The 14,008-nt window shown below is 45.4% G+C and carries 10 protein-coding genes; 5 read left to right on the top strand and 5 right to left on the bottom strand.

Annotated elements, in window-relative coordinates; genetic code table 11:
* Positions 1 to 69 precede the first annotated feature (69 nt).
* Together glnE and OQJ75_RS03715 are read right to left on the bottom strand one after the other, a co-directional pair.
* On the bottom strand, positions 70 to 2,919 hold the full coding sequence (gene glnE, locus OQJ75_RS03720; RefSeq protein ID WP_265971037.1) for a bifunctional [glutamate--ammonia ligase]-adenylyl-L-tyrosine phosphorylase/[glutamate--ammonia-ligase] adenylyltransferase: 2,850 nt from the start codon (positions 2,917 to 2,919) through the stop codon (positions 70 to 72).
* Positions 2,920 to 3,143: 224 nt separating this feature from the next.
* The gene (locus tag OQJ75_RS03715) at positions 3,144 to 4,400 is read right to left on the bottom strand and encodes a methyl-accepting chemotaxis protein (protein WP_048618204.1); all 1,257 of its coding nucleotides are present in this window, start codon (positions 4,398 to 4,400) and stop codon (positions 3,144 to 3,146) included.
* 97 nt (positions 4,401 to 4,497) lie between these two features.
* Here OQJ75_RS03715 and OQJ75_RS03710 point away from each other — a divergent pair, with 97 nt between their 5' ends.
* Positions 4,498 to 5,247, top strand: coding sequence for a potassium channel family protein (locus OQJ75_RS03710; protein WP_265971036.1), 750 nt, complete (start codon positions 4,498 to 4,500; stop codon positions 5,245 to 5,247).
* A gap of 51 nt (positions 5,248 to 5,298) precedes the next feature.
* On the opposite strand, the gene OQJ75_RS03705 is transcribed toward OQJ75_RS03710, so the two are convergent.
* Entirely contained in the window at positions 5,299 to 6,816 is a 1,518-nt protein-coding gene (locus tag OQJ75_RS03705; RefSeq protein ID WP_265971034.1) for an inorganic triphosphatase, read from the bottom strand.
* Positions 6,817 to 7,023: 207 nt separating this feature from the next.
* On the opposite strand from OQJ75_RS03705, the gene OQJ75_RS03700 reads away from it, so the two are divergent.
* From OQJ75_RS03700 to OQJ75_RS03690, 3 genes are all read left to right on the top strand, one after another.
* Positions 7,024 to 7,704: a TIGR00153 family protein gene (locus OQJ75_RS03700; RefSeq protein WP_170213692.1), complete on the top strand. Its 681-nt coding sequence runs from the start codon at positions 7,024 to 7,026 to the stop codon at positions 7,702 to 7,704.
* 128 nt (positions 7,705 to 7,832) lie between these two features.
* Positions 7,833 to 9,095 (top strand): inorganic phosphate transporter, encoded by a 1,263-nt coding sequence (locus tag OQJ75_RS03695; protein WP_248373979.1) that lies wholly within the window; start codon positions 7,833 to 7,835, stop codon positions 9,093 to 9,095.
* A gap of 205 nt (positions 9,096 to 9,300) precedes the next feature.
* Positions 9,301 to 9,912: a TIGR04211 family SH3 domain-containing protein gene (locus OQJ75_RS03690; protein ID WP_248373978.1), complete on the top strand. Its 612-nt coding sequence runs from the start codon at positions 9,301 to 9,303 to the stop codon at positions 9,910 to 9,912.
* A gap of 105 nt (positions 9,913 to 10,017) precedes the next feature.
* Here the strand turns inward: OQJ75_RS03690 and OQJ75_RS03685 are convergent, their stop codons facing one another.
* A complete protein-coding gene (locus OQJ75_RS03685; protein ID WP_265971032.1) occupies positions 10,018 to 10,959 on the bottom strand; it encodes a general secretion pathway protein GspB in 942 nt (313 codons plus the stop codon).
* A complete protein-coding gene (locus OQJ75_RS03680) occupies positions 10,959 to 12,629 on the bottom strand; it encodes an ExeA family protein (RefSeq protein WP_265971030.1) in 1,671 nt (556 codons plus the stop codon). The genes OQJ75_RS03685 and OQJ75_RS03680 overlap by 1 nt, the downstream gene beginning before the upstream one ends.
* A 36-nt stretch (positions 12,630 to 12,665) precedes the next feature.
* Here OQJ75_RS03680 and OQJ75_RS03675 point away from each other — a divergent pair, with 36 nt between their 5' ends.
* Complete coding sequence (locus tag OQJ75_RS03675) at positions 12,666 to 13,982, top strand: multifunctional CCA addition/repair protein (RefSeq protein ID WP_265971028.1); 1,317 nt, start codon at positions 12,666 to 12,668, stop codon at positions 13,980 to 13,982.
* Positions 13,983 to 14,008 lie beyond the last annotated feature (26 nt).

Genomic DNA, 14,008 nt, shown 5'->3' with positions numbered 1-14,008 from the left:
GGCTAAACTATAGATAAATGAGTAAAAGCCTATCAAGATAGATACATCCGTCACCACTGTGTGACTGGTTTATACTTCCATCCACTGCTTCCATGCTTGAACAACATGTTCTCTTTCCATTTCAAACTTTTCAATCGCCACATCCGCATCAAGATTAAGTAGATTACGGTGGTGGATTTCATCTCTTAATGTTGTATAAGCATGGGTTAATGCCATGCCTTGCTGCTCATTCATAATCCCTTGTGACAACAAGCTTTCAAAGATTCGTACATTGTCACACCAACGAGTAAGCTTTGGCTTCTCATTGCTATATCGAAGTACTAAATATTGCGCTAAAAACTCAATATCGGTAATTCCACCCTCATCTTGCTTGAGCATGAATCGATCGGCTTTTTTACCGCCTAAATGACCGCGCATTTTTTCACGCATATCCACAACAGACTTTTTGAGTGTTGCCTCATCACGCGCCAAACACAGAACATCATGGCGAGTTTTGTCAAATGCCGAAGCCAATAAGTCATCACCGTAAATCATGCGAGCGCGAGTTAGAGCTTGGTGTTCCCAAGTCCACGCGTCATTGTGCTGATACTCGTCAAAGGCATCGGTTGGACTCACCAACAGGCCAGATGCACCAGAAGGGCGTAGGCGAGTGTCGACTTCGTACAGAATGCCAGAAGCCGTTCTGGTCGAGAAAATATGAATTATACGCTGCGCCAGTCTTAAGTAGAATTGGCGTCCATCGATCTCTTTCTTACCGTCAGTATAGATGTGTACCGGGCAGTCGTGCATGAACACGATATCAAGATCGGAGTTATAGCCAAGCTCCCAACCGCCGACTTTGCCATAACCAACAACAGCAAAACCGCGACCTTCGCGATCTTTGACATGGGTCGGTTCACCAAACTTGGCCGATACTTGCAACCAAGCTTGATTGACCCCCGCCTCAACAATCGCTTCGGCTAAGTAGGTCAAGTGATCACTCACCTTCATGACAGGTAGAGCCCCCGCAATATCCGCGGCGGCAATTCTTAAGATACAGGTCTGCTTAAACTGGCGCAGGCCTTCCATCTGTTGCTCCATATCATCTTCAGGGATACGAGCTAGGTAATCACGCAGCTCGGTCTTGTAAGACTCTAAAGGCACTGGATTGTAGAGTTGTTGAGGGTCGATAAGTTCATCTAACAGAATGGGGTAACGACCCAACTGCTCCGAAATCATCGGACTAGCGGTACATAAGCGAACCAACTGAGTCAACGCGGCAGGGTGCTCATCCAGTAGTTCGAGGTAAGTGGTACGCGTAACGATTTTATGCAACAGATGAAGCACTCTCGACAAACCAAACTCTGCATCCTTAGCGGTATACAGTGCTTGAAAGACTTTTGGCATTAGTCGATTGAGTACTTCACGCCCTCGCGGACCAAGGGTTTTCTTCGCTAGATCAGCTTTAAACTGAATAATCGTTTTCGCCGCTTCTGGTGGGCTAGCAACCGCAATATCATGCTCCAGTACATGTTCAATCACGTCCGGCTTATGGGCCATATCCCACAGTTCACTAAAGTGACTCGCGATCGGATTCGCGTCATCTTCATCAACGCCAATTAGGTCTTCGAACACGGTATGTACATTCGCCATATGAGCACGAGTTGCCACAATCAAGCTATCCCAATCGGAAAATTGCATGGCAACGGCAAGCTGCAACTGTTCAAACTCACCGTCAGGCAAGGTTTGAGTCTGCTTATCAGCCATTGCTTGTAACAGATTCTCAAGGCGGCGTAGAAACAGATAAGCCTCACGTAAGTGCCCTACCTCTTCAGCCTCTAGTAGATGCAATGATTCAATAGCGCTTAAGGTTTCCAGTAATCCTCGCCCACGAAGACTCGGTTCACGGCCACCACGAATCAATTGGAATACTTGTGCGATAAATTCCACTTCGCGAATACCACCAGAGCCCAGCTTAATGTTGTTTGATAAACCGCGACGACGTACTTCGCTGCTGATCATAGACTTCATTCGGCGCAGAGATTGAATCGCACTAAAATCAATATAACGGCGGAACACAAACGGGCGTAGCATTTGGCGAAGCTCTTGATACTCCGGGTACATCTCGCTGCCCATCACACGCGCTTTTACCATGGCGTAGCGTTCCCAATCTCGACCCTGCTCTTGGTAATAGTCTTCAAGTGCGGCATAGCTCATCACAAGTGGACCGCTCTCACCAAACGGGCGCAGACGCATGTCGACTCGATAACAGAATCCATCGAAAGTTTGCTGATCAAGCGCCTTGATAATACGTTGCCCTAGACGGGTAAAGAACTGCGCATTAGCAATGCTGCGTCTTGCACCTTGGGTTTCTCCATTTTCAGGATAGGTAAAAATCAGGTCGATATCAGAAGAGAAATTGAGCTCACCGCCCCCTAGCTTGCCCATACCAATGATCAGCATCGGCTGTGCTTCACCTTGCTCATTACAAGGTGTGCCCCACTCTTTACAACAAATATCATACTGCCATTGATAGGTCTCGAAGATCATCGCCTCAGCCAACATCGATAGATGGTTTAGGCTCTGCTCTAGCTCCCACGAACTCATGAAATCACGCCAAGCAATATAGGTCATTTCACGATTGCGGAATTGACGCAGCACGCGCTGGCCGCTCATTTCATCAGCGTAACCAGAAAGTAATTCAGCCAGTCGCTCTCGGTACCCTTCAGCACGTTCTTCGAATGCCAACATATCAGGTAAGTCACCACATAAAACCGCATCACGCTGCAGGCAATCACCAATAAAACAGCTTAAACCGAGTACACGTTTAAGATCTTCAGTCAGTGGCTCAGACCAAGTATTGATGGCTTCACTTTGATGCTCTAACAATTGCTCAAAAGCAGACTGAGAGTGAGTGATGAGTTGAGAAGGCAATGGCATGTTTCTTCCTTGTGTAAGCTGCGCGCTGAACAATCGGTTTATCGATTCAGTTCTTCAATAACGAGTTTTCATAACTAAAGATAAGTTATACCAAAGTTACGCCAATAAAAAACGCCCACATTAGCAATGTGGGCGTTTTATCGATTAACTTATCTGGTTGAGCTTACAACCGAGAAAAAGTGTCTGGGAATAAGCCTTTACGGATGAAGATTAGGTGCTAAGGACTAAACCTTAAACTGCTTAATCTTACCGTCGAGTTCTTGCGCGTTGCTTTCCATAAGCTGAGAGGTCTCTAGCAGCTCACTAACAACAACCACAGAAGCTTCAACAAGCTCGCGAACATTGGTTAGGTTAACACTCATCTCTTCAGCAACACTGCTCTGTTGGCCTGCAGCGGTCGCGATCTGGAAGTTCATATCATTAATTTGGTTTACTTGGCTTACGATACCATCAAGCTCTGTACCGGCATTGGTCACAAGGTCCACACCTTCCGCCGCTTCAACAACACTTTTCTCCATCAGCTCTACCGCAGAGTTAGCACTGCTTTGTAGGTGACTGATCATGTCTTGAATCTCTACCGTCGCTTGTTGAGTACGCTGCGCAAGGTTACGAACCTCATCGGCAACAACCGCAAAACCACGACCCGCTTCACCAGCACGCGCCGCTTCAATCGCTGCGTTTAGTGCCAGTAAGTTGGTTTGTTCTGAAATGCCTTGGATAGTACCAACCACACTGCCAATTGAGTCAACGCGCTCTTCTACTTGGTTTACCGCTGCAGCAGAGGCTGCGATGTCGGAAGACAGTTCACTCATCTTAGAGACAGAACCCTGAACGAACTTCTGCCCCGTCAACGCTTGGCCTGATGCCTGCTCAGTCAATGAAGAAGCACTTTGTGCATGCTCAGCTACAGTTTGTACGGTAGAAGTCATTTCGCTCATCGCTGTCGCTAACTGATCGATCTCGTTGAATTCTTCTTGAGCCGACTCTTTGGTTTCAGACATGCTGATAGTCATCACTTCCGTCAGAGCAAACAGCTCATCAGAAGAGGCCACCTGAGTTTTGATCATATCGTTCAGTTGGACGCGAGTTTTTTCAAGTTCGCGTGCCACATCACCGTATTCATCTTTACAGTCCATTTGAATCGGCACTGATAAGTTCTTGTCGGCCATGGTTTTAATGGCGTCATTAAGGTATTGAGTCTGGCGCAACATAACGCGAGCCGCTGCTAACAGAAGAACCACAAACACAATGATCATCAAGGCTGTTTGCCAAGCCACTTGAACTAGGTAAGTCTCGTAATGCTGTTGTGCGACTTGCGCATTGTTGGTTACAGCAAGCAATGAATCGTAAAACGTACTTGCGTCCCATAGCTGCTTCGAAATGATCAAGATAGTGCTGAATATCATCAACATGACCATTTTTGGAACGAGACGAACGTCAGAGATTACCCTTTCCCACGGCTTGAATGACAGTTTAGTCATTGTCAGTTCTCCATTAATTCTTATATATTGATGGCTTCTATATCCGCGAGGTGGCTATGTCAGTCAAAGTTCGCGATTTATTTTGAGCCTCGTATGAATGTTGAATAATACCAAAGACACCACCAAGCCAATGAGCTTATTGTCACTGATTCTCTCTTTCTTAGCGCTATTTGTGATCTCAGGCTTATTGTTCGTACCGATCGATAAAGAATCGAAACAAGTCCTTATCGGCCTCGATTTTATAATCTGTAGTGTTTTTCTTTTTCAGCTCACAATTGATCTATTCAGATCACAAAACAAAAAAGAATATTTAAAAGTACACTGGATCGATTTCTTAGCAAGCATCCCAATGATCGAGCCACTTCGTTTCGCTCGCATTTTTCAGATCCTGCGTGTCATTCTTGTGCTTCGCTCGGGTAAACGTGTTTTCAGAGAGCTCTTTCGTAATCGCAAAGAAACCACCCTCGCCTCAATTATATTGCTGCTGGTCATTCTCCTGACCATCGGGGCGGGAACAATATTACTGTTAGAACACAAAGATCCCGGTGCCAACATCACCACTGGGCAAGATGCTTTATGGTGGGCATTTGTGACCATCAGTACCGTGGGATATGGCGATCATTATCCAGTCACGAGCTCAGGAAAATTAATCGCCTCTCTGGTGATTATTTGCGGTGTGGGTGTGTTTGGTATGATTTCAGGCTTGATTACTTCTTTGATCACCTCCCCGACTCATCATGAGAATCAACGAGCGGAAAACAAAGAGAAACACCTTGAGAAGATCATCGAGCAGCAACAGAAGATCTTAGAACGACTCGAAAAGCTTGAGCAACAAACAAAAAAATAGGGCCGGAGCCCTATTTTCAAATTCATACTTATATTGATACTGATATTAAATCTAGTCTTGCCAGTATGGCTCAACCTCAACACTGATTTGGCGTGTCTGTTCCATCGCATGCAGAATGGACACTTCTTGACGAGCCAACCAACGCTCTAGCTGAACTCTCTCATCACCTTCCAACTTATCAGTCAAGGGCTCTAATGTTTTAAGTGCCAACAAATCATCAATGCCTTGCACCATATCAGCCCATGGCAAGCGGAAGCTGTTTCGTTCAGCGTCATCATACAAACTCGCGAAACCAACGCCAGAATATAGGTTTCGCATCAAACGGTATTGCTGCTCAATATACGCTTGGCTGGTCATCACTCGCTCTGGCGGGAAAGCCTCCATCAAGTCTGCCCATGTACGATCGAGTTGCTGCACAGAAAACCATTCGATACCACGACCCATTTGCTCACGTGCTTTCTCATCTAAAAAAGGCTGCCAACCACGAGACAAGATCCAACGGCTCAGATCCAACAATAAACCGGTATAACGAGCAGAGCTTAGCAAGGTGAGAAGATCTTCACGATCTGGCAGTTGCTCTTGCATCTCTTTAAGCTCAGCGACTAAGAACTTACGTGCGTCGAGTTTACGTAGTACGTGTCCTTTATCTTCCAGTAAGTCTTCGAAGTGATCATAGCTTTTCAGCCAGTCGAGCTCTTGCTCAAGCCACTTCAACTCTTGACGTAAAATAGCACTCGCGCGTCTTGGGACAATGCCACCGTAGATAGTGAAGGTTTGACGAATAAAACTCAGCGAGTGACTGATCTCATGCAGCGCTTCAATCGATTGACGCTCGGTGAATATCTGCTCGTGATAGTGCCAATGAGCGAGAGCATGCTCTAAAGATTGAATGAAACACGATTCAACGGTATCACTTTTTTCAGTATCAACTAAGGTCAAAGGAGTGACTTCATCTCCTTGATAACCTTGAGCAAGGCGGTAACCCTTAGCAGCTTTGCTTAGATTACCCAAACGCATGCCACCTTGTTCGCAGAATTGGCGAGACAATGTAAATAACGCATCCGTTTGACCAGATTTAAGTTCCAATTCGACTTCGCAAATCGGCTCTTGCAGGTCGCCTGATTCAACAAAGCCTTGATCAAATGCGACCTCAACTTGACTGCCATCAGGCATACCAATCAACCACTGCTCACGCGTGAAGTTGGTAGAGAACAGAGGAGTCAGTTCAGCTTGCAACGTTTCGATGTCTTTACCCGCTGGCCAAATATCCTCTGGGTGCAGGGCTAACTTAGGTTCGTTGCTATCGTGTTCTGCATTGTATTCAGGCCTTTGATGCAAGCCAGCAACCACACGACCAGCAGTCTTTACGGTTTGTACAAATACGTCATCAAAGCGTCGAATGCGTAAGCCTGTATCGTGCTTACGTAACCAGTTGTCAGCGGTGTCAAAGTAGATGTTACCTAGCTCACGACAACTGTGCTGAAGTACTTTAGTTTCAGCAATTTTATTGCGTAAAGTCTCTGAAAATTCAGGAGAAACAAAAAACTTCAGTTCTATCTCGGTTTCCATAGTTATACCTTTCTGTGAAGATAGGGACAGGATATTGCCAATTTGAAAAGTCGGCAAGTCAGAAATATCGCCCTTATGATGATCTAAAACAGTTTTAATGAGAGATTGATTAGGTTAACATGCGCGACTTTGTAGCCATCGCTTAACATTTCACCATGAATATGGTGTATGTTGTTTTAAGGTTATTATTTATTAGGTTGGATGACCATGCCAGTAAATACAATTATGGGGTTATTTGCAAAGTCCCCAATTAAACCTTTGCAGCGTCACGTAGTATGCGTGAACGAATGTTGTTCTCACCTAGTTAATTTTTTTGAAGTTTCTTCAAAAGGTGACTGGGAGAAAGCATCTGAAATTCGAGCTCAGATTTCTCACCTCGAGAAAGAAGCTGACGTACTAAAACGTGAAATTCGCCTTAAACTTCCTCGTGGTTTGTTTATGCCAGTTGATCGCACCGACATGTTGGAGCTTTTAACTCAACAAGACAAACTAGCAAACCTAGCGAAAGACATTGCTGGCCGTGTATATGGTCGTCAACTTGTCATTCCTGCTCCTATGCAAGAAAACTTCATCGCTTACGTTAAACGTTGTCTAGATGCAGCGAACCAAGCACAAAACGTAATCAATGAATTAGACGAATTACTTGAAACGGGCTTTAAAGGCCGTGAAGTAACACTCGTTGCTGAAATGATTCATCAATTAGATGTAATTGAAGATGACACGGACGCGATGCAGATCGAACTACGCCAACAACTTATGGCGATAGAAGAAGGTCTGAATCCAGTTGATATCATGTTCTTATACAAAATTCTTGAATGGGTTGGTGGTATTGCAGATCAAGCACAGCGTGTAGGCGCTCGTCTTGAAGTGATGCTTTCTCGATCTTAAATCATACGTTAACCATATAACGAAGAGCATTTTTTGAACAAACCACTTATGCGCTGAGTATTTCTCTCGCTGAGCGGTTTTTTGCGTCTAAATTTGTTCCGCTTGTTATCAAACAACTAGGTATTACGATGGATATCCTTGCTAACTACGGCACTGTCCTGATTATTGTTGCAGCAGCTTTCGGTTTCTTGATGGCTATTGGTATTGGTGCAAATGACGTTGCGAACGCAATGGGCACCTCAGTAGGCTCTAAAGCTCTAACCGTTAAACAAGCGATCATTATCGCAATGATCTTTGAATTCGCAGGTGCTTACCTTGCGGGTGGCGAAGTAACAGACACGATCCGTAAAGGTGTTATCGAAACATCTCTATTCGCTCATCAACCAGATGTACTTGTGTACGGCATGATGTCAGCACTTCTTGCTGCAGGTACATGGCTGCTTCTCGCTTCTTACATGGGCTGGCCGGTATCAACGACTCACTCAATCATCGGTGCAATCATCGGTTTTGCTTGTATTTCTGTAGGTACTGAAGCTGTAGACTGGAACAGTGTTCAAGGTATTGTGGGCAGTTGGATTATCACACCCGTTATTTCCGGCTTCTTCGCTTACGTCATATTTGTAAGTGCTCAACGACTGATTTTTGATACTGAGAACCCGCTATTCAACGCGAAGCGCTTTGTACCGGTATACATGTTCATTACAACAATGGTAATTGCACTTGTAACCATCAAGAAAGGTCTTAAGCACGTTGGTCTTCACCTAAGCAACACTGAAGCATGGGTTTGGGCTGCTGCCGTTTCTGCGCTTGTTATGATCGGTGGTTACCTATACATCCAGAAGAAATTTGCTAACCGCGAAGAAGACCACGGCTTTGCAGGTGTTGAAGGCATCTTCTCTGTACTAATGGTTATCACAGCTTGTGCGATGGCATTTGCACACGGTTCAAACGACGTTGCTAACGCGATTGGTCCACTGTCGGCTGTTGTATCAACCGTTGAGCACATGGGTGAAATCACAGGTAAGAGCACTATCGCATGGTGGATTCTTCCTCTAGGTGGCTTCGGTATCGTTGTTGGCCTTGCAACAATGGGTCATAAAGTAATGGCAACCGTTGGTACTGGTATTACAGAATTAACACCAAGCCGTGGCTTTGCAGCACAACTTGCAACTGCATGTACGGTTGTACTAGCTTCAGGCACTGGTCTTCCAATCTCTACTACACAAACACTCGTTGGTGCAGTATTAGGCGTTGGCTTTGCTCGTGGTATCGCAGCACTAAACTTAGGCGTTGTACGTAATATCGTGGCTTCTTGGATTGTGACACTACCAGCAGGTGCTCTACTTGCTGTTGTGTTCTTCTACGCAATTCAAGCTGCATTTACTATGTAATCGCGACTGCGCTAGTGAATACTAGCGTCAGAATAATGTGAGCTTCAGTAACGATATGTAAATGCCATGTCATTATTGACTCAAACGCACAGAAAGGGAGGCTTTGCCTCCCTTCTTTGTTGCACCGCATAAAGAAACTAAATATTATTTGCTCATTGAGGCTGACTCATACGCCTACCCAATTTGAATCGTTAAGGGATTTACTGTGAAAAAACTGATTAGCTTAGTTTTGTTCGCAATGCTTGCGGCTCCAGCTGCCTTTGCACAAGACCGTTATATTGCTGACAAACTATTTACTTATATGCATTCTGGCCCAAACAACACATTCCGTATCATCGGTAGTGTTGATGCTGGTGAAAAGATTACATACCTACAAACTAACAAGAGTACGGGTTACACCCAAATTCAAGACAACCGTGGCCGTAAAGGTTGGGTTGAAAGCAAGTTTGTAAATACTCAAGAGAGCATGGCACTGCGTATGCCTAAGCTAGAGAAAGAGCTGACAGAAGTTAAAGGCAAGCTCGCAAACGCTCGTCAAAGTGCTGACAGTGAAAAAGCTGGCCTAGCGAGCTCTCTAGATTCTCGTAACAAACAGATTGCTGAGCTTGAACAGAACTACAGTGAAATTAGCCAGCAGCTAACGAGCTCTCAAACCGAGAACCGTGAACTGCGAGCTAAGCTAGACACTCAGAAAGACGACCTGCTATTGAAGTACTTCATGTACGGCGGTGGTGTTGCGGGTATTGGTCTACTTCTAGGCCTTGTTCTGCCACACATCATGCCTCGTCGCAGAAAATCACCAAACGGTTGGGCGTAGACTTAACGCTTGTATCAGGTACAGTAAATTCAGTATCGAATATCAAAAAGGAGCACCGAGGTGCTCCTTTTTATTTGTCTGCTATCTAAATACTTATAGAACTCGCTAACCTTTCCACTCGTACAGAGCTGGGATTTCTATCTTCTGCTGGTTGAACTCTATGATCACCGATTGTGGCTTAATCTCCAGTAATTGAATGTCTTGTCCAATCCAATCTCCTTGCGCCACTTCTTGACCGTTCACTTTTACCCAACGCTTAGTTTCGCTACTCGAGTACATATGAGTTTGTAGGTCTAACTTAGGTAATACCCCTGATAAGCTATTGGTGTGCGTTTCCAACTCAATGACCTGAGAACCCCTTTGCCCTGCGGGTCTAGAGTCCATAGGCTCAGGAGCGCTTTGTTGCTCACCCATAATGGATTCAAGCTTCAATGCTAAATCAGGCGGTAACTCACTGAGATCTAGCCCTTGCAGCAGATCACTATCCGATTGTAAGTCACTATTTGATTGCATATTGCTCATTTCATTGCTTGTGTTTGGCTGAGCAAGTGACGACTCTGAACTGGCTGTCATTTGATTGTTGTTATCAGCATTCGCTAAGATCACTGCTGAGCCACTAGCAGTATTTGAACTATTAGCGCCTGAATCAATCTGTGCATACATCTCTTGGCGTGGCAGTGCTTTCAACGATTGACTCGCCGGTGCAGGACGAACAGCAAACAAGGTATCTTCTTCCTCAAGCACGGCATCCATGCTTGCTATATCAGCAATTACAGGCTCAACGTTTGATTCTGGCAGAGCTACGTTGACAGTTTTGATCACAGGTTCTTGTTGTTGACTATACGATTGATAAGCTAGGACACCACCCACCAACAAAGAAGGAACCAAGATTAAGAGCAACCCCATCGCTAACGATGAACCTCGTTTATTACTCATCCCTTTTACAGAACTAGGAACATGATGATTCTGGTAGCCTTTGAAGGCGGGTTTATTAATAGAAGACGGTTTGTGAGGCGACTGTTTGAGCTCGTGCATAATACGTGACATTAGCTTTCCCCTCCTTCTAGTGACATCAACTTAGGCGAATCGAGTTGAGCTAATCTCTGCAATCTTGCCAAGGTGCGCTTACCTGCAATGCCATCAACAGACATACCCTGCCACGTTTGAAATGCTTCGATTTTCATTTTTAACTCATAATCAAATACATCACTACCAGACACCACTTCACCCAAGACTTCAGAAAGCAGTAGGTCAAGCAAAGCAACCGCTTCACCTTGATAGCCCTCTTTGAGTGTCTCTCGTAACGGCTGTTTCCAAATAGCGACATAATCGCCTTGCCAGATTTGCTCTAAGGATTGCGTCGGCATCACTAAGAGCTTTTCATTCACCAGTAACTCGACAGAATCCTCAGACACGCCATACAGCACAGCAAACACTGGCTTTTGGTCTATATCGAGATTAAGTACCACAGGCACACCAAGTTCTAACAATGTATCCAAATTGGCCTGCTGCTGCTCGCACACAAAGACACTTTGTGGCTCAGTTAAGCACAAGCCATCACGCAGTGAAGATTGATAGCCCCAGAGCGTATACAAATCCTTAATCGCAAGAGAACGGTTAGTCCCTTGCATTAAATGCTGTTGGATATCTTGTGGTAATGCAAACTTTGAAGGCTTCGGATCTGCCGCCAACTTAGCCGTATCTGCGACCAATGAGCGCTGTGCATGTTCCAGCACTTCGGTTTTAGCTTCACTTTCCGTCTCTGCAGGTAACCATGAATCGATATAGGATGGCGTGAAATTAAAAGTTGCTACCGCGAGGCCAACACTTAATGTGGCAATGCCTGCGTATTGGAACAGTTTTGGCGCAATACCGATGCTACGTGGCTTCTCAACATGATACACATCAGCCTGAAAAGCCATAACCTGCTGACACGCTCGATTAACCGTTTCATTGCTCGGTAGCTGCTCACCATCATGAAAAGCCAACTGCAGTGCTTTATCACACACCAAGTTAATGAGCCTTGGAATACCATGCGTGTATTGAGCAATCAGCTTGATAGAGCGGTTCGAAAACAACATCTGCTCGCCACCCGCCGTCTCTAAACGAAACGCGATATACTTGCCCGTTTCTTCAGTATTAAGAGGCAGTAAGTGATAACGACCAGTAATGCGCTGCGCTAGCTGACGTAGCTGCGTAGTTTGTAAGTGCTGTTGTAATTCAGGCTGGCCGACCAACAGTACTTTTAACAATTTACGACTGTCGGTTTCCAAGTTTGTTAGAAGGCGTAGCTGCTCCAACACATCGGCAGCGAGATGTTGGGCTTCATCGATCACCAATAGGGTTTGAATGCCTTCGGCATGGCTATCAAGTAGAAAATAATGAATAGCCTGACTGAGCTGTTTCAACGATGCCTGTTCTGGGTACTCGACCTCAAACTCATCGCAGATAGCTTCAAGTAAATCTGTATTGGAAAACGTAGGGTTAAGTATAAGGCCAGCCTGAGTATGACTATCCAATGAAGACAACATCGCCTTAGCGACCGTTGTTTTCCCTGTACCAACCTCACCAGTAAGCATCGCAAAGCCCCCACCCTCGCCTAAACCGGCTTGTAGGTTCTGCATCGCTTCTTGATGGCGCTGACTCAAAAACAAGTAGCGAGAATTTGGTACAATCGAAAATGGCATCTCAACGAAGCCAAAATATTCCTTATACATGTGCTGCCCTATAATTACGATTAATGGAAAGTACCATTGCTTGCAGTAAAGTCCAGCAGTGATAAAACATTTCGAGGTGATAAGTTGCAAATTTACGATAGCCTACCAAAAGGCAACGGGCTACAACGCTATCTAGTCGGTGGAGCAGTGCGCGATAAGCTACTCAATATTGATAGTTATGATAGAGACTGGGTCGTGGTAGGGAGTACTCCTCAAGAGATGGAAAACCTTGGCTTTACTGCTGTGGGAAAAGATTTCCCCGTATTCTTACACCCAAAAACCAAAGAAGAGCACGCACTGGCTCGCACTGAGAGAAAATCAGGCTCGGGTTACACAGGCTTCGAGTGTTACTTCGCTCCAGACGTAAGTTTGGAAGAAGATCTGATGCGCCGAGATCTGACCATCAACGCCATTGCTCAAGACGATAAAGGCCAGCTTTACGATCCTTACCATGGCCAGGAAGATCTCTCTGATCGTGTTCTAAGGCACGTCTCGGATGCTTTTGTTGAAGATCCTCTGCGTGTGCTGCGTGTGGCTCGCTTCGCCGCCAAACTCCATCATCTCAACTTTACGGTTGCACCAGAAACCATGGTGATGATGAGTGAAATCGTTCAATCCGGTGAACTGGCACATCTTACGGCAGAGCGAGTTTGGCAAGAGTGGCATAAATCCCTTAGCACTCCGCATCCTGAAGTGTTCCTTTCTGTACTGAAAGAGTGTGGTGCATTGGCTGTTGTGCTGCCTGAAATTGACGCGCTGTTTGGTGTGCCTCAACCTGAAAAATGGCACCCAGAGATCGACACGGGTATACACACTCTAATGGTTGCTCAGCAAGCCGCACTATTAAGCCCATCGCTACCGGTACGCTTTGCAGCTCAAGTGCACGACTTAGGCAAAGGCGTCACACCACAAGTCCAATGGCCAAGCCACAAAATGCATTGTCATACTGGCTTGAAGATCATTAAGAAGCTATGTGAAAGAGTAAGAGTGCCTAATGAATTCAGAGACCTCGCGCTGTTAGTGTGTGAGCAACACTCTAATATCCATCGCGCAGGAGAACTCAAACCTACAACTTTCCTCAAGGTTCTGAACAAGTTTGATGTTTGGCGTAAACCAGACAGACTCAACGACATCTTGCTTTGTTGCCAAGCCGATCATGCTGGCCGTAAAGGATTAGAAGATCAGCTTTACCCTCAGAAAGCGCGTTTTGAAGTGGCTTACCAAGCGGCACTTCAAGTCGAAGTGAAGTCGATTATTGACGATGGTTTTCAAGGTAAAGATATTCGAGAAGAACAAGAGAAACGCAGAGCTGCCGCGATTGAGAGCGCGTTATCAGAACTCTCTAATAGTTAATCTTCACTGCGCTAGTAAACACGCAT

Origin of the sequence: Vibrio sp. 14G-20 (assembly GCF_026241515.1) — a bacterium.
Classification (GTDB): domain Bacteria; phylum Pseudomonadota; class Gammaproteobacteria; order Enterobacterales; family Vibrionaceae; genus Vibrio.
This window is presented reverse-complemented; position numbering and strand designations above follow the sequence as displayed.